Origin of the sequence: Thermococcus litoralis DSM 5473, from assembly GCF_000246985.2 — an archaeon.
Classification (GTDB): Archaea; Methanobacteriota_B; Thermococci; order Thermococcales; family Thermococcaceae; genus Thermococcus_A; species Thermococcus_A litoralis.
Genome location: NC_022084.1, coordinates 1,359,719 through 1,379,671, shown reverse-complemented (window position 1 = coordinate 1,379,671; position 19,953 = coordinate 1,359,719). Strand labels below are relative to the sequence as shown.

20 protein-coding genes and 1 pseudogene are annotated in these 19,953 nt (G+C 43.8%); 10 read left to right on the top strand and 11 right to left on the bottom strand.

The genetic code is table 11. The features are described from left to right. Positions 1-76 precede the first annotated feature (76 nt). Complete coding sequence (locus OCC_RS07440; protein WP_004068011.1) at positions 77-697, top strand: TRASH domain-containing protein; 621 nt, start codon at positions 77-79, stop codon at positions 695-697. Here OCC_RS07440 and OCC_RS07435 read toward each other — a convergent pair. From OCC_RS07435 to OCC_RS07425, 3 genes are read right to left on the bottom strand one after another with little or no spacing between them, the layout of a single operon-like run. Next, the gene (locus OCC_RS07435; RefSeq protein ID WP_004068010.1) at positions 638-1,378 is read right to left on the bottom strand and encodes a GAP family protein; all 741 of its coding nucleotides are present in this window, start codon (positions 1,376-1,378) and stop codon (positions 638-640) included. The two genes, OCC_RS07440 and OCC_RS07435, sit on opposite strands and share 60 nt — an antisense overlap. Positions 1,379-1,427: 49 nt before the next feature. Continuing rightward, entirely contained in the window at positions 1,428-1,781 is a 354-nt protein-coding gene (locus tag OCC_RS07430) for a hypothetical protein (RefSeq protein ID WP_004068009.1), read from the bottom strand. A 40-nt stretch (positions 1,782-1,821) separates the two neighbouring features. Beyond that, positions 1,822-2,178 (bottom strand): hypothetical protein, encoded by a 357-nt coding sequence (locus OCC_RS07425; RefSeq protein WP_004068008.1) that lies wholly within the window; start codon positions 2,176-2,178, stop codon positions 1,822-1,824. 159 nt (positions 2,179-2,337) lie between these two features. On the opposite strand from OCC_RS07425, the gene OCC_RS07420 reads away from it, so the two are divergent. The 4 genes from OCC_RS07420 to OCC_RS07405 all read left to right on the top strand — a co-directional run bounded on the left by OCC_RS07420 (position 2,338) and on the right by OCC_RS07405 (position 6,170). Beyond that, positions 2,338-2,943 (top strand): class I SAM-dependent methyltransferase, encoded by a 606-nt coding sequence (locus OCC_RS07420; protein WP_004068007.1) that lies wholly within the window; start codon positions 2,338-2,340, stop codon positions 2,941-2,943. Between the two features lie 161 nt (positions 2,944-3,104). Then, positions 3,105-4,208, top strand: coding sequence for a PLP-dependent cysteine synthase family protein (locus OCC_RS07415; RefSeq protein WP_238565048.1), 1,104 nt, complete (start codon positions 3,105-3,107; stop codon positions 4,206-4,208). A 76-nt stretch (positions 4,209-4,284) separates the two neighbouring features. Beyond that, a complete protein-coding gene (locus OCC_RS07410; RefSeq protein WP_004068005.1) occupies positions 4,285-5,442 on the top strand; it encodes a cystathionine gamma-synthase in 1,158 nt (385 codons plus the stop codon). Then, positions 5,439-6,170, top strand: a complete 732-nt coding sequence (locus tag OCC_RS07405; protein WP_004068004.1) for a class I SAM-dependent methyltransferase — start codon at positions 5,439-5,441, stop codon at positions 6,168-6,170. Before OCC_RS07410 ends, OCC_RS07405 begins: the two co-directional genes overlap by 4 nt. 252 nt (positions 6,171-6,422) lie before the next feature. Here OCC_RS07405 and OCC_RS07400 read toward each other — a convergent pair whose 3' ends face one another. From OCC_RS07400 to OCC_RS07380, 6 genes are all read right to left on the bottom strand, one after another. Continuing rightward, positions 6,423-6,719 carry an SHOCT domain-containing protein gene (locus OCC_RS07400; RefSeq protein ID WP_004068003.1) on the bottom strand — a complete coding sequence of 99 codons (297 nt, stop codon included), beginning with the start codon at positions 6,717-6,719 and terminating at the stop codon, positions 6,423-6,425. A 97-nt stretch (positions 6,720-6,816) separates the two neighbouring features. Then, positions 6,817-8,214: a heavy metal translocating P-type ATPase gene (locus OCC_RS07395; protein ID WP_238565099.1), complete on the bottom strand. Its 1,398-nt coding sequence runs from the start codon at positions 8,212-8,214 to the stop codon at positions 6,817-6,819. Positions 8,215-8,224: 10 nt separating this feature from the next. After that, on the bottom strand, positions 8,225-8,968 hold the full coding sequence (locus OCC_RS12875) for a hypothetical protein (protein ID WP_238565047.1): 744 nt from the start codon (positions 8,966-8,968) through the stop codon (positions 8,225-8,227). A 58-nt stretch (positions 8,969-9,026) separates the two neighbouring features. Beyond that, the gene (locus OCC_RS07390; protein WP_238565046.1) at positions 9,027-9,458 is read right to left on the bottom strand and encodes a DUF302 domain-containing protein; all 432 of its coding nucleotides are present in this window, start codon (positions 9,456-9,458) and stop codon (positions 9,027-9,029) included. Between the two features lie 601 nt (positions 9,459-10,059). After that, entirely contained in the window at positions 10,060-12,144 is a 2,085-nt protein-coding gene (locus OCC_RS07385) for a heavy metal translocating P-type ATPase (RefSeq protein WP_004068001.1), read from the bottom strand. A 3-nt stretch (positions 12,145-12,147) separates the two neighbouring features. Next, positions 12,148-12,495: an ArsR/SmtB family transcription factor gene (locus OCC_RS07380; protein ID WP_004068000.1), complete on the bottom strand. Its 348-nt coding sequence runs from the start codon at positions 12,493-12,495 to the stop codon at positions 12,148-12,150. Positions 12,496-12,742: 247 nt separating this feature from the next. On the opposite strand from OCC_RS07380, the gene OCC_RS07375 reads away from it, so the two are divergent. The 3 genes from OCC_RS07375 to OCC_RS07365 all read left to right on the top strand — a co-directional run bounded on the left by OCC_RS07375 (position 12,743) and on the right by OCC_RS07365 (position 15,698). Further along, positions 12,743-14,098: a V-type ATP synthase subunit I domain-containing protein gene (locus tag OCC_RS07375; protein ID WP_004067999.1), complete on the top strand. Its 1,356-nt coding sequence runs from the start codon at positions 12,743-12,745 to the stop codon at positions 14,096-14,098. 21 nt (positions 14,099-14,119) lie between these two features. Beyond that, the gene (locus OCC_RS07370) at positions 14,120-15,031 is read left to right on the top strand and encodes a helix-turn-helix transcriptional regulator (protein WP_004067998.1); all 912 of its coding nucleotides are present in this window, start codon (positions 14,120-14,122) and stop codon (positions 15,029-15,031) included. Between the two features lie 61 nt (positions 15,032-15,092). Beyond that, entirely contained in the window at positions 15,093-15,698 is a 606-nt protein-coding gene (locus tag OCC_RS07365; RefSeq protein ID WP_004067997.1) for a GNAT family N-acetyltransferase, read from the top strand. A gap of 31 nt (positions 15,699-15,729) precedes the next feature. Here the strand turns inward: OCC_RS07365 and OCC_RS07360 are convergent, their stop codons facing one another. Further along, positions 15,730-16,644: a DMT family transporter gene (locus OCC_RS07360; protein WP_048874630.1), complete on the bottom strand. Its 915-nt coding sequence runs from the start codon at positions 16,642-16,644 to the stop codon at positions 15,730-15,732. A 505-nt stretch (positions 16,645-17,149) separates the two neighbouring features. On the opposite strand from OCC_RS07360, the pseudogene OCC_RS07355 reads away from it, so the two are divergent. Both OCC_RS07355 and OCC_RS07350 read left to right on the top strand, forming a co-directional pair. Then, a pseudogene (locus OCC_RS07355) lies at positions 17,150-17,866 on the top strand (ABC transporter ATP-binding protein); the annotation flags it as partial. Continuing rightward, positions 17,859-18,575 (top strand): hypothetical protein, encoded by a 717-nt coding sequence (locus OCC_RS07350; protein WP_004067994.1) that lies wholly within the window; start codon positions 17,859-17,861, stop codon positions 18,573-18,575. The pseudogene OCC_RS07355 and the gene OCC_RS07350, both read left to right, overlap by 8 nt. Here the strand turns inward: OCC_RS07350 and merA are convergent. Next, positions 18,549-19,949 (bottom strand): mercury(II) reductase, encoded by a 1,401-nt coding sequence (gene merA, locus OCC_RS07345; RefSeq protein WP_004067993.1) that lies wholly within the window; start codon positions 19,947-19,949, stop codon positions 18,549-18,551. The genes OCC_RS07350 and merA overlap by 27 nt on opposite strands. Positions 19,950-19,953 lie beyond the last annotated feature (4 nt).

Genomic DNA, 19,953 nt, shown 5'->3' with positions numbered 1-19,953 from the left:
TGACAAAATGTGAAGTTTCATAGGAAAATTTTTATACTTTGATAATTATGATAACATAACGGGAAGGTGATCATAAATGACAAAGCTTGATGAGGTCGATTTGAAGCTTATTTATCTCCTTAGAGACAATTCGAGGCTTAGCATATCCGAACTCGCGGAACTATTGGGAGTAAGCAGACCAACTGTAAGATCAAGGATAGAACGGTTAGAAAGAGAAGGCATAATTAGAAAGTACACTATACAAATCGCTCCAGAGCTTGAGAGGGCTGAGAATCTGGTGCTTATGATAATAAAGACCGAAAATCCTGAAAAACTTGAAGAGTTTAACGAAATTATCGAGATCAACAAGTTCACAAGTAAAAAGTATGTCATAAAGGTTGCAGTGGAGAACATGGAACAGCTCAGACAGGTCATTGAAGGTGCTGGGTTTGAAGTGATAGATATAATGCCAGTGCTGGAGATGAAGGAAAGGGAGAGAGCCATAAAGATTAGAGTGCCTTTTAAGTGTGACTACTGTGGAAGAGAGATTACCGAAGAACCAATAGTCTACAAATACCGCAATAAAGTGTATTTCTTCTGCTGTGAGACTTGTTTTAGAGAATTCAAGAAAACAAGGGAGAACTTAGAGAAGATTAGACTATCCAAGGAGCAAAAGGTAGAGAACACTAACAACCACCAAGATCACTCCCATGGCTAAGTCCCCTCTTCCACTCATTTTTGAGAGTTTGTTGACCGTTTCGCCGAGCTTTGCATATCTGCTTCCATAGTGGAACCCCAACGTAACTAATGCCAAGGGAAGCACTGAAATCCCAATGAACACTCCCAAGAGTACTGCCCTAGTGCCTAAGGAGAATCCATCAGATAACAAAGAGGTTACAAGCAGGTACGAGGGAAGAACACACGAAAGAGAGAGAAAAGACATTATGCCACCCACTAAAAAAGCACTCGGTGGTGATGTGGCCCTCTCAAGAATTCTGTTGCTTTTCTCCCTCAGGGGGTTGCTTGGGGATATTTTTACATATCCCAGAGATGATGCTATTTTGTAGGCTCCAACTAAGATGCCAAATGCCACAACAAAGTACCTTAAGCCGATAAATTTTCCGTGGAGGTTCATCAAGACGGAGGCTATTATGGTATATCCCAGAAAAGCTCCCGCAGTAAACGAGAGTCCAACTTTGAGAACCTTATTTTTGTCGATCAGGGCTATCATCGAGAGGAGAAACACAATCATCAGGAAAATAGAGGGCCTTAATGCATTCAGAATCCCAAGTGCTATTACGGAAAGGGTCGTCAATCCCGTAAATTCGTTTATGGGCTCGGCTAGAACTCTTCCGCTCATGCTTAACAGACCAAATAATATCAAGATGGTCTTTTTCATTTTGTAGCACCTCTTTGTAAGTTTGTGTTATCGATTTTATCGTTTGGATTCAATGCTTCATCGAGGGCTTGCTCATTCGCACAATTCTCAGAGTTGAATTTTGCTGTATTGATATATTAACCTTATCCCCCCTCGAAAGACAGGGGACATCAATGGGGTGAGTATAGCGCACTTTCAAAATCTCTCCGTTGGCATTAATTATTGCTGTGCATGTGAGAGTAGTATACTCTTTGTTTGGTGTACAGTCAGTGTCTGCAAGAACAACCGCATCTTGGATCTCTACAGGTTTTCCCTCCAAAACATAGCCTGAAAAGATATCTCCCCCCTTAGAAGCCGGGTAAAGATAGAAAAATGGTAACAAAAGTACTAACAAAAACAAGATTCCAATAAAGAACCTTTTCACAGAATTGACCCCCTCCTAAAATAAATGAAAGATAGGCAAGTCATGGGCTCTCTTCTTCCTCTTCTTCAAAGCCCATATACTTCTCGCATGCCTCGTGCATTTCCTTCATTTCTTCCCAGCTGATGCCCATATGCTCTTCCATCTCCTTTTCCATTTCTTCATGGAGCTCGGTGAAGTTCCCATCGGTCATGTACTCCTCCATCTCCTCGTGTTCGTCCATCATGCCGTGCATGCCGTGGCCCATCATTCCCATGCCCATTCCATGGCCGTTCATCATTCCCCAGCCATTCCAAAAGCTTCCTCCCTCTTCATCAACCCCGCCTGAATGGGCTAGGCCATACGGGATTGCTATGAGTGCCCCAATTATGAATCCGATTAATAGCGACTTCCATTCCATCTTATCATCCTCCTGTTTCTTTTTCTACTTACTACTAAGTGAACACAATATTAATAGGCTTATCATTCCCAACATGGCAAGCAAAAAGTTGTTCCTTTACCAGAATAGCAAGGATAATCTTAATTGGAAGTTTGCAAAGATAATTAACAGGCGAGAACCGTGAACCCCGCGAAAAAATATGATAGGTTTGCAAAGATTTATGATCTGTTTGAGAGCCCGATGGAGCTACAAGCTTTTTCAAAATACAGGAAAAAAGCCCTAAGTCTTGTTAAAGGTAAAGTCCTCGAGATAGGAGTAGGAACGGGAAAGAACCTCCCATATTACCCGAAGGATGTGGAGGTTATTGGCATAGACTTCAGCAGAAACATGCTTAAAAAAGCTGAAGAACGGAGAAGGAAGCTCGGACTGGAGAACGTCAAGCTTTTATACATGGACGCCCAAGATCTGGAGTTTGAGGATAATACCTTCGACACTATAGTTAGCACGTTCGTCTTCTGTACAGTTCCAGATCCGATTAAAGGACTAAAAGAGGCTTATAGAGTCCTAAAACCCGGAGGAAGAGCAATATTTCTTGAGCACATGAAAAGCGAGTCAAAGCTTCTCAACGTCCCCCTCTACCTCATGGAGCCCTTCATAAGAACGCTCCTCGGAACTTCTCTGCTGAGGGAAACTCAGAGAAACATCGAGAGGGCGGGCTTTAAAATAGAAAAGGTCGAGAACCTCTTCTATGATATCGTGAGGCTGATAGTGGCGACAAAACCATAAAAGCAAATAAAACACAAAAAAGCCTATAGACTTCACAGTTCTGTCCAAAACCTTTTATTTCAAACCTTTCGTTAAATAACCATGAGTTGTTTCCTATTTTTCAAAAAGCAGCTTTGCCGCAATCGAAAGATATATATGCACTTTTAGTCACTAATGTGTAAGTGGTGATTAGAATGGAGGAAAATTACACAAAAATGAGTATTTATGAAGACATTGTACAAACCATTGGAGAGACCCCCTTAGTCAGGCTTAAAAAGATAGAGAAACACTTCAACGTCAAGAACGAGTTATATGCTAAAGTGGAGTTCTTTAACCCCGGAGGAAGTATAAAAGACAGAATAGGCAAATACATGATTGAAGGGGCAAAGAAAGAAGGGAAAATAGCTGAGGGGGCAGTGATAATTGAACCCACTTCAGGGAATACAGGAGTTGGCCTAGCCCTAGTGGCAGCAGATGAAGGTTATTTAACGGTTTTCACTATGCCCGACAAGATGAGCCACGAAAAGGAGTTTCTTCTCAGAGCCCTAGGAGCTTTTGTAATTAGAACTCCAACAGCAGTGGCAGCAAGCGATCCAAACTCATACTATAAGGTAGCCGAAGCCGTAAGAAATCTAATCTGGAAGAAAAGAAGAGCAGTAACTCGAGAAGAACTTAAAGCGATAGTAGAATACGTACAAAATCTTGTAAAAGAGGAGAAGATTAGTGAACTTAGTACAATTCTAAATGAAAAAGTTGAAGAGACACCTTATGCATATATCCCGAATCAGTACTTTAACAAGTACAATCCCCTAGCACACTATGAAACTACAGCAAGAGAGATTTGGAAGCAGACCAATGGAGAGATAGACTACATATTCGCTGGTATAGGCACCGGGGGGACGATAACCGGAATTGGGCGCTATTTGAAGGAGAAAAAAGAAGACATTAAGATAATAGGTGTCGATCCAGTGGGCTCGATATATCACCTCGTAAAGAAAGGGATGAGTTTGGAAAAGGCCTTGAAAAAGGCCCATCCATATTTGGTAGAGGGAATCGGAGAAGATATTCTCCCAGAAACCGTGGATTTAAGCCTAGTGGATGATATAGTTGTCGTTAATGATCAGGAAGCCTTTGCAATGACACGATTTTTAGCAAGAAAAGAGGGCATTTTAGCTGGAGGGTCTTCAGGGGCGGCACTCTATGGAGCAATAAAATACCTGAAAGAGCACAAAATAACCGGAAAGAAAATCGTCGTGATGTTCCTGACACCGGAAGGAACTACCTAACAAAGATCTTCAATGACAAGTGGATGCTTGAAAGGGGTTTTGAAATCGATGATGAAAAAGTTTTGGAGGTGCTGAAATGAGGTTTTCCACAAAGGCGATTCATATCGGAGAGGAACCTGAAAGAATGCAGTATGGGGATGTAGTTTCTCCTATTCACCTCTCAACAACTTTTGCAAAAAAGAGCATAAAAGAAGTGGAGGAGGGCTATGTCTACTCAAGGAGCGGTAACCCCACAAGGAACAGCCTTGAGAGAAAGCTTGCGGCACTTGAGAATGCCAAGTATGGGTTGGCTTTTTCCTCAGGGCTCGCGGCGGAGTCAACGGTACTCTTGGCGTTGTTGAAGAAGGGCGACCACGTTGTGACCTTTGACGACCTCTACGGCGGCACGAAGAGGCTCTTCAATCAGATAATGGAGCGCTTCGGACTTGAGTTCACCTACGTCGATGCGAGAAATCCAGAGAACGTTAGAAAGGCAATAAGGAAAAACACGCGGATGATCTGGCTTGAAACTCCCACAAACCCGCTCCTGAAGCTTGCGGACATAAAGGCGATAGCAGAGATCGCCCACGAGGAGGGCATCATAGTGGTAGTGGACAACACCTTTGCGAGTCCCTACTTCCAGAACCCCCTCGACCTCGGAGCGGACATAGTGCTCCACAGCGTCACCAAGTACCTCGGCGGACACTCGGATGTCGTCGGTGGAGCGGTTATGGTAAACGATGAGGAGCTCTATGAAAAGCTCAAGTTCCACCAGAACGCGGTTGGAGCGGTTCTTTCGCCCTTCGATTCCTGGCTGGTCATGAGGGGCATCAAAACTCTCTCCCTCAGGATGGAGAGGCACGAGAAGAACGCCATGGCAATAGCGAAGTACCTCGAGGGGCACCCGCTGGTTAAGCGCGTTTACTATCCAGGTTTGCCGTCTCATCCACAGCACGAGCTCGCGAAGAGACAGATGAGCGGCTTCGGTGGGATGCTTTCATTTGAGCTTAAAGGGGGTCTTGAGAAGGCCATAAAGTTCGTTGAGAGCTTAGAGATCTTCGCACTTGCTGAGAGCCTTGGCGGAGTGGAGTCCCTTATAGAACTGCCGGCGATCATGACGCACGCCTCCGTCCCCAAGGAAGAGAGGGAGAGAGTGGGGATAAGAGACTCGCTCATCAGAGTCTCAGTTGGAATAGAGGACGTCGAGGATCTCATCGAAGATCTTGAGAGAGGGTTCCAGGCGGTGGGAGAATGATATCGACTCTTGATGAGGTCAGAGAGTTTCTAAAAAAGCTCAGCTTTGATGAGAATTCAATAAATGAGCTTATGGATCAGATAGAGTACTTCGAAAAAGAAGCCCCGGAAAGGGACGATATTGTTAGAGACTATCTTAGAGAAGAGTGCATACAGACAATAGTAGAGGAAATAGTCAGTGAAATCATGAAGCTGAATAGAAAAGGACTCAAGATACTAGACGTTGCGGCCGGTTCCGGATTCTTTACTGAGAGGATCAAAAAGAAGCTTGAAGATAACGGAGTCGATGTAGAGGTCTATGGATTGGACATAACTCCAAGCATGTTGAAGAGACTTAAGTACAAGGGCATAATCCCCATATGGGGCGTCGCCGAGAAAATTAAGGAATCTGTCAATATTGCAAACAAACAGTACAATATAAATGCCCCAGAGAAATTTGATGTTGTTTTATCCACCTTAGCATTTCACCACTTTCTAGAACCAGAGAAAGTGCTAAGAAGCATGAAAGAGGTTCTAGAGGATGGGGGAATTGTGGTGATAGTTGATGTCCTTAAACACGAGCATGAAGAGCTTAAAGAAACTTTGAAGGACACCCACCTTGGATTCTCGCTGGAGGAAATCAGGGAGATGGGTTCGAGAGTATTTAACCTAACAAAGGTCAACTATATGGATGTTTACTGTGAGGTTGGCGATATTATAGTTGGCTTGTATAAAGCCGTGTTTGCCTGACCAAGTAGTTTCTTTTTTCTGCTGTTTCTTTTAGCTTTGAGTGAGCTTTTAAGAGTCTTCTTCTAATATTATGCTCTGCTATAAGTATATTCAGCATTTTCCCTAAAATCCCATAGTGGAGAGTATGGTAAACGCTCTCAACACTTAGAGTTTTGTCATCCACAAGAATAGATATCATAAAAGGAAACCCAACACGCGGCTGTCCCTGACGGGTTTCATTTTGATACTTAAGAATAAAAAATAAAGAGATCTTCAGCCTTCCAGGATTTTTCTCTTCCTCCTTTCATATTCCTCGTCGTCTATCTCACCTCTGGCGTATTTTTCATCGAGAATTTCAAGTGCCCTCTTCTTCGAGGCTTTTTCCGTTCTGCTTGTACTTTCTATCAACCACTTGACAAGCCATATTATCCCGACTATTATCAGAACCCAGAACAACAGCATGAAAATCATGCCGAACCATCCAAACCAGCCAAATCCCATCATATGATGCCACCCCCATTCTTCTCCAACATGAACCAAAAAGTCTCCACCAATGTTCTCAAACATCATTTTTCTTTCACCAATGCCTACTCTTTTTCTAAAGACTATATGGTTTATCTCTATCGAAATGGAAATAATCAAATCAAAAATTTTCCAAAAATAAAGTTCAAGCCTTCAAAAACCTTGCATTTATGGCAACTATAACTGTACTCAAGCTCATTAACAAAGCACCTACAGCTGGGCTTAGCAATATCCCATAGCTGTAAAGTGTACCAGCTGCTAGGGGAATAGCAAATGTGTTGTAACCAGTAGCCCACGCTAAATTCTGCACCATCTTCCCATAAGTTGCCCTCGCAAGGTGTATTGCCGTTATCACATCCCTTGGGTCATTCTTGACGAGGATTATGTCTGCACTCTCTATTGCCACATCGGTTCCAGCTCCAATAGCTATACCTACATCGGCTTGAATCAAAGCCGGAGCATCGTTTATGCCATCCCCCACCATTGCAACTATGAACCCGTTTTCCTGGAGCTCTTTAACTTTCTCAGACTTCTGATGAGGCAAAACCTCTGCAAAGAACCCGTCTAAACCAAGCTCTTCCGCCACCCACTTTGCAACTTTGGCGTTGTCTCCTGTAAGCATATATGCCTTAATACCCATCTCGTGGAGCTTCTTTATAGCTTCCCTTGACTCAGGTCTTATCTTATCTGCTAAGGCTATTGCTCCTGCAAGCTTCCCATCTATTATTAAGAAGACCACGGTCTTACCTTGCTCAAGAACCTTATCAACACGCTTGTCATCTTTCCAAAGGCCATTTTCCTTCACGAAATTGGGGCTCACTACAAAGACTTCTTTTCCGTTAATAATACCTTGAACTCCTTTACCCGGCAGAACTTTTGATTCCTTGACTTCGTAGGATTCGAGATTGAGCTCCTTTGCCTTCTCAACTATACCTTGCGCAATTGGATGGCTTGAGTGGGCTTCAAGGGCAGCAGCATATTTTAGAATTTCGTATTCTTCAACGTCTTCCAGTGGGATTACATCAGTTACCTCAAATTTGCCCTCTGTTAGTGTTCCAGTTTTATCAAATACCACCACTTGGACGTCTTTAGCTCTCTCAAAGGCCTCCCTGTTCCTTATAAGAATTCCTTTTTTGGCTGAAATCGACGTGGAGACTGAAACAACAAGTGGAACTGCCAATCCAAGAGCATGCGGACAAGTTATAACCATCACCGTCACCATACGTTCAAGGGCAAAGACAAAGGGCATTCCCATATAAAGCCACGTTCCGAGGGTTATACTACCCGCTGTAATCGCTATGAGCGTGAGGTAAAAAGCAGCTCTGTTCGCTAAATCTTGGGTTCTAGATCTCGTCTCCTGGGCCTGCCTCACCAGCTCGACGACCTGCATGAGGTAAGTATCCTTCCCTGTCTTCTCTATCCTGACCTTTATTGCGCCTTCGAGATTTATTGAACCGCCTATAACACTGTCGCCGCGCTTCTTATAAACAGGTTTTGACTCCCCCGTGAGCATTGCTTCGTTTACACTTGTCTCTCCCTCAATTATGATCCCGTCAGAGGGTACTTTCTCTCCAGGCTTGACAAGGACAATATCCCCCTTTTTTTAACTCACTTACTGAAACATCTTTTATTCCCTCTGGGGTTATTAAGTGAGCCTCAGTTGGCATGAGCTTTATCAGCTCTTCTAAGGCTCTTGAAGCGCCTAAAACAGAACGCATCTCGATGTAGTGGCCTAAAAGCATGATGTCAATAAGCGTGGCAAGCTCCCAATAGAATGTTTTTCCAGGCAACCCAAAGGTGACAGCGACACTGTAAGAAAACGCTACCGTAATTGCCAGGGCAATTAACGTCATCATCCCAGGTAGTCTCTTCTTGAGTTCTTCTACCATACCATTAAGAAATGGCCAGCCACCGTAGAAGTAGACCACTGCAGAGAGGCCGAAGAGAACGTAACGATCGCCGGCGAATGTGAACGTAAACCCAAGGAACCGCTGAATCAGAGGAGACAAGATCAGTATTGGAATCGTGAGTATTGCAGAGACTATAAATCTTCTCTTAAAGTCCTCCATCATCATTTTGTGATGCTCAGCATGTGAGTGCCCATGATCTTCGTGGCCCTTATGTTCGTGCTCCATATGATGATCATGTCCAGCGTTTTCTTCCATCACGCCCTTATGCGTGTGCATACTGCTCTCCGCCTCATGATCTATGTGCATGTCATGACCCATTTCATTATGACCTCCATGTCCCCTGGCTCCGTGGTGGACATGCATTTTTTCTTCATTATCTTCTTCCATCACACACCCCTCCAAATAATTTCTGATTTTAACCAGGTTAATGTTCCTGAAAAGGAAATCAGACCCTATTCACAACATCTCTAAGGATTTCTTCCACTTTGGTAGCGACTTCAATGAGTTCCTCATTCCCGGCTACACTCATAGCAATTGTTGGGAGCGTGAGGCTTACGTGAGTTTTCCCTTCTTTAACATAAACAAGGATGTTGCAAGGTAGGAATGAACCGCTGTTTGGATCGATTTCAACAAGTTGACTGGAGAACTCTGGGTTACATGCCCCGAGAATGACATAAGGCTCCATATCCAGGTTAAGCTTTTCTTTAAACAGCTTATCCACCCTTATCTCGCTGAGAACTCCAAAACTTGCTTTTTTTAGTTCCTCTCTAACCTTTGCAACGGTTTCATCGAACCCCTCCCCGACCATTTTTGTGTATGTATACCCTTTCTCCATTTCTCCCATTCCGTGCATTTCACGGGCGTGTTTTCCACCCATGCTCTCATACCCTTTCCATGGCCTTTGCAGCCGCCTTTCATTTTTCCTTTCATTCTCCCGTTCATTTGAATCACCTCTTGTTTTCTTCAATGTTATGTATATCTGGAAGTAATATGAAGATTATCCTTTACAAATCGGTAATTGAAACATAAAAAACTTCCAAAATTGAAAATATATCGAGGGTATTGATTAAGCTTTTGGTACTCACGAGCCTCTTTCCCCGGAGGCTAAGCCTGAACTTCCGTATGACATCCGGAGGAATAACCTTTCCACTCGGGTTCTTGAAGCAGAGAGCATCGAAGGAACACATCCATTCCTGACATTATATTGAGCGAAACTCAAACCGGCAAGGAGCACCATGACAAGCCCGGCAATCCCCCATAATTACCACATGCACCAGAGCAGCTATTTCACCTATCTGTATTGACCAAAGTCCTCTCAACGAGACCTAAGGCATCAGAACAAAGTGGAGCGTATATTCCGCCCATATTGCAACTGAAACATGAAGCGGTAGGGTTTTCTTCTTTCGTAAGCTTTCTTAGTCTCAGACCACAAAAGGAGACTAAGAAAAGAAAAAGACTCCAATGCGTAAAGCACATCATCACCTCAGAATCCTCATTGCATTGAAGACCGCTATAAGGGCAACGCCTACATCCGCAAACACAGCCTCCCACATTGTTGCCTCCCCAATAATTCCAAGGCTTATGAATGCCAGCTTGACACCGAGTGCTAGTATTATATTCTGCCACACTATTCTCTGAGTCCTCCTTGCGATTTTTACTCCCCTAGGAAGCTTTGAAGGCTTGTCATCCATTACGACTACATCTGCAGTCTCTATTGCCGCATCACTTCCTAGGGCTCCCATAGCTACACCCACATCAGCTCTGGCAAGCACTGGAGCGTCATTTATGCCATCTCCAACGAAGACTATCTTCTCATCGCCCTTTTTCTTTCTCTCAAGCTCCTCAATGACCTTAACTTTATCCTCAGGTAAAAGCTCTGCGTAAAATTCATCGATGCCAAGTTGTTTGGCGATTTCATCAGCTACGTCCCTGTTATCTCCAGTGAGCATAATGACTTTCTTGACTCCAAGGCGCTTGAGCTCCTTCACTGCAATCGGCGAGTCCTCTTTTATCTCATCTGAGATTATTATATACCCGGCATATTTGCCATTGACTACAATGTGGGCTACTGTTCCCTTAACATGGCATGTGTCGTGCTCGATGTTGAATTTATGAAGAAGTCTGTCATTGCCAACCATTACCTCAGTGTCATCTATCCTCGCTCTGACCCCATGTCCAGCTATCTCCTCATGTTCCTTAATTTGAGTCTCGTCGATTTCTCTTCCATAGGCCTCCTTTATTGCCTTGGCTATTGGGTGGTTAGAGTGAGCCTCTGCTAATGCCGCGAATCTTAAGATTTCATCCTCACTGAAGCCGTTTCTCGTTTCTATCTTTGTAACCTTGAAAACACCCTTGGTTAGGGTTCCAGTTTTGTCAAAAGCAACTACTGTAGCTCTGCTAAGCGCATCAAGGAAGTTTGACCCTTTAACAAGGATTCCTTCTTTGGCAGCTCTTCCAATTCCCCCAAAGTACCCTAAGGGAATCGAAAGCACAAGGGCGCAGGGGCATGAAATAACTAGCAGAACCAAAGCCCTATAAACCCACTTTGAAAAGGGCTCTCCAAATGCTAGTGGTGGAATCACTGCTACTAATGTTGCTAGAGCTACCACACTTGGTGTATAACGGCGAGCGAATTTTGTAATAAACCTCTCTGTCTTAGCTTTTCTAGCACTCGCATTTTCCACGAGCTCAAGAATCCTTGTAATCGTTGATTCTCTGAGCTCTTTTGTCACCTTTACTTTTAGGAGACCACTCAGGTTAAGCATGCCTGAGAGGATCTCATCACCTTCTCTAACAGTTTTTGGAACGCTCTCTCCAGTCAGGGCGGATGTGTCAACGTTTGAAGTTCCCTGGATAATGATACCATCAACTGGAACTCTCTCACCCGGCTTGATTAGAATTATGTCCCCAACTTTGAGTTTTTCAGGCTTTATTTGAACAACTTTATCCCCTACAAGGAGGTTAGCGTACTCGGCCTTCAGGGCAAGGAGGGACTTAATCGAACGCCTCGATCTATTTACCGCCAGATCTTGGAAGAATTCTCCAACGACATAGAACAGCATGACACCAACAGCTTCAGGGTATTCCCTAATAGCAAAAGCTCCCAGCGTAGCTATCGCAATAAGGAAGTTCTCATCAAATACATTACCGCGTATTGAGTTGATCACAGCGTTCCTGAGTACTTTCCATCCGACAAGAAGATAACTCATTGTAAAGATCCCTAACACGAAGGCATTGTCCATGTCGTAGTAGTATCTCAAGACGATTCCAATAACAAACAACATGAGCGAGGGTGTTATGAAGTAGAGCGCCTTCTTAGGGTCTTCGTCTCCATCATGATGGTGCTCGTGGCCATGCTCGTGCTCTTCAGCGTCTATTACCTTCACGTCTGGTTCGACTTTCTTGATTATTCTCTTTGCCTTCTCTATATCCCCCTCTATTACGGCCTCTTTTGTAGCAAAGTTGACCAGAGCAAACTCAAAGCCTTCTTTTTTCAGTGCTTCCTCTATTTCGTAAGCACAGCTTGCGCAATCAAGGCCTTCCAATTTGAGCTTTTTAGGCATACCTCACTCCCTCACATGTTTCAATGCAATTTTCAAGACATCTTTGATGTGCTTATCATCCAACCTGTAGAAAACGTTCTTCCCATCTTTTCTGTAAGCGACGATTTTCCTGTCCTTTAGGATCCTCAACTGATGTGAAATGGCAGACACTGAGAGACCGGTAATATTTGAGAGGTCACATGTGCACAATTCTTCTTCTAGAAGCGCAAAAAGTATCTTCAACCTAGTTGGGTTCCCCAAAGCATCAAAGAAGTCTGCAATGTCTAAAATCAATTCCTCCTCTGGTAACTTCTTTTCAACCTCTAGTATCTTATCCATATGTTCCTCATATACTTTGCATATTTCTGTCATTTCATCACCTCCATATTTGAACAATTGTGCAAATATTTATAAACTTTGTCCCTCATTTACTATCACTAATGCTAAAACAATAAAGCTAAAACTATAAAACAACGAATTTAGAAATTCTACTATAAGTTCACAGAAATGGCACAATTCTGTTCGCTCAAAGAAACTCCTAGAAACTCAATGAAACCTTTAAATTCCACCGTTTCCCTAAAATATAAAGACCTCCCACGTATAATTGAGGTGAGAAAACATGATCTCAAAAAGAGTGATTGGTGCATCACTCTTTGCTCTCTTATTGCTCGGAAGCATAGGGCTGGCAAGCAACGTGACGATGTCAAATGAGACAGCCTCTATTGACAATGAAACAACAGTAATGGGCAATGTAACTGTAGATATTACGCTCAATGTGAGCTTGGCGGAGCAAGCTTATGGTCTGTTGCTTATTATCGAGAAGCTCTCGAACTATGTTACTGTTATGATTAACGCTACCCTTAATGTAGACAACGAAATTCTTCAGGAGTTTAATGAAACGGAGGCTCTCAGAGAAGCCGCATGGGGGGCTTACAACAGCTCAAACTACCAACTTGCAATAGAGCTTGCAATGGAAGCCATGGAAGGGTATAGAGATATAATTAAAGAACTAATGCCAGAAGAAGAGACAACTAAAAACGAAACTGAAGAGTACGAAGAGCTTATAATCGAAGCTCAACAAGAACTTAGAAGGGCACAAGAGTACCTCTCCTATGTAGAGGAGATCCTAAATGAGGCATCGCAGTTGGGAATAGATGTCTCACTTTTCCTTGAATTATATAACCAAACAGCAGAAGCTTACGAAAAAGTTGAGATTGACATAACTAACGGAAATCTTACCGCACTCAATGAAGACCTCAAGCTTGCTGAAGACCTCAGAGAAAAGCTGAGTGAAGCAATTGAAGAAGATTTAATCCCACAAATGCTCTCAATGAAAGCCGATGAAATCTCAATAGTATTTGTCTCCAAGCTGAACGTGCAACTAAACAGAACGATTGAACTCATGAACATGATTGAAAACCTGACACAGATTTCCAATGTTACATATCCCCCAGGGTATGAAGAAGAAATCAGGGATATCCTGAAAGATTACCAAGAAGAACTTAGGGAGATTGTGGAAGAGGTCAACAACCTCATAGAAGAAGGAGAATACGACGAAGCCCTAGAGCTAATAAAAGAAATCAATGAAGAGCTGAGGGACATTGTAAACGAGATCAAAGAGGTTCGGGAAGAATTTTACGAGGAGTACTTGAAGGAATACTGCGAGGAATATAGAGAACAGGGCGAGAAAGAGCATTATGAGAAGTACTGTGAGCGAGGAGAATGGGAGAGTGAAAAAGAAAATCATAAAGAGTATGAGGAAAATGACGAGTACAAAAAGGAGTATGAATGGGAAGAAGAGAAAGATAAAAACCATGGAGGAAACTACACGGAAAAATGGGAAGAAGATCATGAAGAAGAGAAAGAAGAACATGAAGAGAACTATACAGAAAATTGGAGAGAAAATTGGGAGGAATATAACTTCCCAAAAAATGATGAATCCAACGAGCCTGAAAAAGAGGAAGAGGACAATTAATAACATATGGAGGGATTTCAAGTGAACAGGAAGCTTGTAGTCAGTATACTCTTGCTTTTTGTTTTTTCACCCCTTACTTTAGCCCAATATACAGTGGAGAACATAGAACTTGCCGTGTATGAAGATGGGTATGTAAAAGTTACCCAAATAATAACTCCCGATGAATATACTGTAGTAGTAGACGTTCCCCTAATAGGAGGAAACGTTAAGGGCCTAATGGTTAGAGACGAAAATAATGAACCCCTCTTGTATAAGTTGAATAACTCTATCTTGTTCATTTATTTTGAGAATGTTACTAATATCCTAGTTACTTACTACACTCCTGATTTGACATCTAAAGATGGTCCGCTTTGGAGTATTAATTTAACTTCCGAAGTCCCAGTAACGATTGTTTTCCCTGAAAATGCCGTGATAGTCGGGTTAAATTCAGTCCCCCTTAAAATCGACAAGAACAAACTCATAATGCCCCCCGGAAACATCAGCGTTTCATACGTAATCGAAAGAAACCCTTCCTCTGCTACTTTGGGAACAGAAGTCGAAAGCAATCCCCCAAGTCCACCCCAACAAGGAGTACAGCAAGAAACAAACACAAAATGGTTCTTTTATGCAATACCGATCTTAGCAATACTGATCGCTGGAGGGTATTTATTAATCAAGAAGCAACTGTCGGAAAGCTCTACAAGCAAGTTCTCCCTACCATTAACCAGGGAAGAGTTCCAGAAGAAAATCGAAGGGATGGATCTCTCAAGGGATGAAATGAGAGTTTTGCTGTATCTCTACGACAGAGGAGGCAAAGCACCTCAGGCAGAGATGAAGAAGATGCTCAACATACCGAAGACGACCGCGTGGAGAATGTTCAAGCGCCTTGAGGAGAGGGGCCTGATCAGGGTCTACAAGAAGAAGCGGGAGAACTGGGTGGAGCTCCTTTTTTAATCTCCCTTCGATTATCTCCTTTTCAGTAAGGCTTAAATAATTGCCCCGCGAATACTGTCCCATGCCAGAGATTGTTATTGAACCTGCCAAAGGAACGCCGGAAGAAGCCGGGCACTTCGCAGAGCTCATGCGCATTTCAGCTCCGGAGTTTTTTCCAGACCTCCTGGGGAAAAAGTTCAGGAAGTTCTTTGTGGGGGCTTTCCTCGAAAAGGATAACCTTTTCAGCCATAAGCACGTCGTTTTTGCGAGGTTCAAGGGGAAAATAGCCGGAATGCTCCTAAGCTACGACTGGAAGGCGAAGAATAAAGAAGAAGGCAATACCGGCTGGCTCATGATGAAAATCCTCGGCTTCGACTTCCTCAGGCAGCTTCCGGCCTTCATAAGCTCCATCTCTGGGAGTGGAAGGCTTGAGAAGGGCGGTTACTACATCAGCAACGTAGCGGTCTATACGGACTTCCGGGGGAGGAAAATAGGAAAGGCTCTGATGCTGAAGGCGGAAGAGCTTGCCAGGGAAAGCAAGGCTAAGAAGCTCGCCCTGGACGTTGAGGTGGACAACGAGGTGGCGATAGCAGTTTACAAAAAGCTCGGCTATACCATCGAGAGGGAGCATGAGATTGGGCTTGGGGGCAAAAAGTACCGGTTCTACAGAATGATGAAGCCGCTCTAACCCCGGTAGTTCTTCCCCATTCAAAAAGCAGTTACTTGTGGATTTCTTCTCCGGAGAGCACGTACGCTCCAAGGAGCATGATCATGCCAAAGACGACCTTCAGTGCCGTGAGGCTCTCGCCAAGAGCTAGGAAAGCGAAGAGAGCACCTATGAGTGAGGAGGTCGAGAAAATTGCTCCCGTCCTCATCGCACCGATTTCTCTAAGGGCGAACAGGAACAGTACGAGGGAAAAGCCAATGCTGAACGCACCGACGGTTAAAACGTACGGAAGGCTCTGGAGCGGGATGTAAAAGGGGACTCCAATTAGAGAGGCTAGAGTTAACAGTGCACTTCCTCCAAACAGCCCCTTCAACGAAGTTACCAAGAGCAAGTCCCTCTTAACGCTTAACAGCTTGCTCAGGTTGTTATCTATCGCCCATGAAAGACCTGCCAAGATTATTAAAATGTTCCCGACAATGCCCTTGCTCAGCTCTACTTCCCTAAAGTTTTCTGTCGAGATTACAACGGCTCCAATTAAGATTAAGAGAATTCCGATAATGCTTCTTCTTGAGGCTCTTTCCTTAAAGACTATAAGAGCTATTAAAACAGTAAACAGCGTCTCGGTGTTGAGTAAAAGGGACGCATTAACAGCTGTTGTCCTATTCAAGCCAAACATGAACGAAAGAGGGGCTAAGAAAGATCCAAAAAGTACTATAAAGGCTAATATTAAAATGTCTCGCTTTGAGAAGAATTCTTGAGTTTTGACCCTGAATTCAAGCCTCTCAAGGATTTTGCCCCTGAGCGGCGTAAAGCGAAGGAGCATTAAAACTATCCCCGCCGTTAGATAGATACTTCCCGCTATTATCATTGGATGAACATTTCTAAGGGCGATTTTATTCAGCGTTGAACTTATTCCAAAGAGCAGAGCAGCTAAAACTGCACTCACATAGCCATAGTGATGCGTCATGATGACAAATACAAAAGGGGAGGTTATAAACGTATTTCACACAAAACGAAAAGAGATAGCACGGAATAGCATTGTTCGAACAGCTGTGCCCATACTCTGTTCTAAGAGGTAAAGAGCGGACTTTCATCATTCAATCACCACGCTAATATTAAGAAGATAGAATAATTCACACTTATCAAGCTAGATATCAAATTGAAGGGGATAAACAGCAATATTGGGCTGAACAGCAGTGCAAAGCAATTATTAGGATACGTGTTGAAAGTTAATTGAGTTTAGGTATTTCGCAACCTACGTAATATGTCGTTTGGGTGAGAATAGCTGAATGGATGTGTAAGCGCCAATGCTTACTAAAGAAACCAACACTCCCAACCTGACTACGTTATTAAGGAAGAATAACCTGTCAATCACATTAAAAATTAACCCCGGGAGGATTAATGTTAAGATGGTTGAAATTAAGGCTGAGTAGTAAGAGTTAAACTCTTTCTTAAACCCCCAGAAGACGACTACATCAGGGAAAGCCTACGTTCTGGGCCATGAAGTGGGAAAGGGGAGCACTGAAATAAGGAAGAGAATTTCCCTTCTACCTCAGGAGGTCAAAGCCCACTTCTACACCCTCACGCCTTTTGAGTATATCTACCACTACCTTAGAATGCGCGGGCTGAAGAGGCAAGAGGCAAAAGAAAAAGCCCGTGAAGCTATAAGAGAATTCAACATAAGCTATGCCGACAAGCCAATGGTAGAGCTCTCGGGCGGGATGGTTAGAAAAGCGCTGGTTGCTATGGTCCTTTCCTTCGACGCTGAGCTGTACTTCTTGGACGAGCCTACAGTCGGCTTAGACCCCTCGGCGAGGTTCGAACTCTGGCAGATTTTAAGAGAGAAAACCAAAAGTTCAACGATTTTTCTGACCAGTCATTATATAGATGAGGTCTCAAAGGTCTGCGACGAGGTAATTCTGCTTGACAAGCGGATACTGCTCCAGGGGGAGCCCGAGGATATCGTAAAGCACTACTTGCCGCGCTTTAGGAAGAAAGTTGTGCTGTTTGAGTACGCGGACGTAGGAGAATATGCTGTCAAAAAAGCAGGGAAATACACTTTTGTTTATCCGGAAAGCGAAAGAGAGCTTGAAGAACTCACAGAATCGCTCATCTCCAGAGGAGTGCCCTTCAAAATTGAAGAACTTACAATTGAAGACCTGTTTCTGCTGGGGTGGTCTGATGATTAGCGTAATCGAGTACTACGCCAAGGCCCTCACGAAGAGCAGGGCTTCCCTTATAAGCTTCGCCGTTAGACCGCTCTCCTTCATATTTCTCCTGACCGTCGTGAGCGGTGGAAAGCTTTTCCCGACGGCACTCATTGGTGGAATGATCAGCTTTGTTGCCGGCGTCGGGATAGCCGACCTAGCCATAGAGATAGCGGGAATGAAAACGCGCTCAAAGTTTTATGATATACTCTCAACCCTTCCGGTGCATCCGCTGAAGCTCGGCCTTGGAATTTCAGTAGGGATGAGCATTCCCGCGTTGCCTTACTTGGTCATTCTCATCGTTACTTTAACCTACGTGAGGGGACTTTCTCTCCTGAGAATAGCCCAAATAATTCTTCTCTTAGCGTTTTTATGGCTTTGGAGTGTTTTCGTTGGACTCTACATAAGTGTGAAACTCAAGGAGCCGATAATTATAATGAGAGTTTTGAACATCACTCTAACAGCTTTAACGGTCTTCGTCCCAGTTTACTATCCCATGAAGTTCTTCCAAACTTTCCCCCACAAAATTATTCTCTTTTTACCGACGACAAGCTGTGCATACTTAATTTGCCCACTTTATGAGCCATTAAGTGAGTGGAAAATCGCTTTAACGAGCTTAACATTTTGGTCTTTAGGGATCGGGGTTTTCAAAGAAGAATTGACGCTAGAGGGCACAACACGGCATTTTTGATATGTCTCCTTTGAAAGAAAGTGCGGCAAGCTTTATTGCCTCGCTCATCGTCGGGAAGACGTGAAGAGTGTCTATAACCTCATCTATAGTCATTCTGTTCCTAATTATCAAAGCGGCCTCAGGGATCATCTCAGCGGCGTTGTAAGCTAAGATATGAACCCCAAGGATTTCCTTCGTTTTTGCATCAACGACCATTTTTATCAGGCCCCTTTCTTCACCTAGAATCAATGCCTTTGGAACGTTTGAGATCTCTACCGCACTGCATGAGCATTCCGTAAACTTTTGGGCTTCCCTGTCGGTTAACCCAACACTCACAAGCTGCGGATCGGTGAACACAACCTTCGGGACAATTCTATAGTCGATTTTAACGTTCTTTTCCTCCAATGCGTTTGTTGCCGCGGTAAAGCCCTCCTTGGCTGCCACTGTCTCTAACATAGGCTCACCTATCACATCTCCAGCCGCGTAAATATTTTTGCCCGCTTTCAGAGTTTCATCCACAACCACAAAACCCTTTTCGTCGGTTTTAACATCCGTGTTCTCGAGGCCCAAATCGTGGGTATTTGGACTTCTCCCAGTTGCGAAGAAAACGTATTGTGCTTCAAACATCTTCTCTTTTCCTCCCACTTCAGCATGAACTCTAACTCCTTCTCCAGCTCTTTCAAGGCGTTTTATCCTCGCAGAGGTGTTTATATTGGTCCCCTCCTCACTTAGAATGTCCTCAAGTTCTATTGCCAGTTCAGGCTCAGCTGTGGGCATTATCCTCATGCTTCTCTGCAGAAGAGTTGCCTCGCTCCCAGCTCTCGCAAAGATCTGGGCAAACTCCAAAGCTTGAGTTCTTCCCCCGATGATTACAACTGAGTCGGGAACCTTTTCAAGTTCAAGAGCCTCAATGTGGGTTAGAATTCTGTCCTTAACGTCTTCAACACCGCCTATGGTTAAAATTCTTGGCTTTGCACCCGTTGCTATGAGGGCCTTTTTGAACTTGATCTTCTCGCCGTTTACCACGATTTCACTGTTTGAGCTAAACCTCGCGGAGCCGTCGATGTAATCCACGTTCTCTAGACTCTCCAGAACTTTCTCGTACTTCTCCCTCCTTAGCTTTTTTACGAGTTCATCCTTTCCGTCCAGCAGTTTTCTAAAGTCAAACTCCTTAAGGGTAAAGCTTAGGCCAGAGTAATGGCCCATCAACGCCCTTTTCTTGAGTTCCAAGGCGGTTAGGAGATACTTAGTCGGAACACAGCCGACGTTTACACACGTCCCTCCAATCGGGCCTCGGTTGACCATGAGGGTCTTTACATCAAGCTCATCCGCTTTTAAAGCCGCAGCAAATCCCGCCGCTCCACCTCCAATAATAACAAAATCATATTCTTTCATCGTA

What these genes read in the sequence shown, in the direction of transcription:
- OCC_RS07410 (WP_004068005.1), top strand. Translation starts at nt 4,285, where the DNA reads ATGAGGTTTTCCACAAAGGCGATTCATATCGGAGAGGAACCTGAAAGA.
- OCC_RS07425 (WP_004068008.1), bottom strand. Translation starts at nt 2,178, where the DNA reads ATGGAATGGAAGTCGCTATTAATCGGATTCATAATTGGGGCACTCATA.
- OCC_RS07435 (WP_004068010.1), bottom strand. Translation starts at nt 1,378, where the DNA reads ATGAAAAAGACCATCTTGATATTATTTGGTCTGTTAAGCATGAGCGGA.
- OCC_RS07375 (WP_004067999.1), top strand. Translation starts at nt 12,743, where the DNA reads ATGATCTCAAAAAGAGTGATTGGTGCATCACTCTTTGCTCTCTTATTG.
- OCC_RS07350 (WP_004067994.1), top strand. Translation starts at nt 17,859, where the DNA reads ATGATTAGCGTAATCGAGTACTACGCCAAGGCCCTCACGAAGAGCAGG.
- OCC_RS07405 (WP_004068004.1), top strand. Translation starts at nt 5,439, where the DNA reads ATGATATCGACTCTTGATGAGGTCAGAGAGTTTCTAAAAAAGCTCAGC.
- OCC_RS07380 (WP_004068000.1), bottom strand. Translation starts at nt 12,495, where the DNA reads ATGACAGAAATATGCAAAGTATATGAGGAACATATGGATAAGATACTA.
- merA (WP_004067993.1), bottom strand. Translation starts at nt 19,949, where the DNA reads ATGAAAGAATATGATTTTGTTATTATTGGAGGTGGAGCGGCGGGATTT.
- OCC_RS07365 (WP_004067997.1), top strand. Translation starts at nt 15,093, where the DNA reads ATGCCAGAGATTGTTATTGAACCTGCCAAAGGAACGCCGGAAGAAGCC.
- OCC_RS12875 (WP_238565047.1), bottom strand. Translation starts at nt 8,968, where the DNA reads ATGGAAGAAGATAATGAAGAAAAAATGCATGTCCACCACGGAGCCAGG.
- OCC_RS07385 (WP_004068001.1), bottom strand. Translation starts at nt 12,144, where the DNA reads ATGCCTAAAAAGCTCAAATTGGAAGGCCTTGATTGCGCAAGCTGTGCT.
- OCC_RS07400 (WP_004068003.1), bottom strand. Translation starts at nt 6,719, where the DNA reads ATGATGTTTGAGAACATTGGTGGAGACTTTTTGGTTCATGTTGGAGAA.
- OCC_RS07390 (WP_238565046.1), bottom strand. Translation starts at nt 9,458, where the DNA reads ATGGGTGGAAAACACGCCCGTGAAATGCACGGAATGGGAGAAATGGAG.
- OCC_RS07360 (WP_048874630.1), bottom strand. Translation starts at nt 16,644, where the DNA reads ATGACGCATCACTATGGCTATGTGAGTGCAGTTTTAGCTGCTCTGCTC.
- OCC_RS07440 (WP_004068011.1), top strand. Translation starts at nt 77, where the DNA reads ATGACAAAGCTTGATGAGGTCGATTTGAAGCTTATTTATCTCCTTAGA.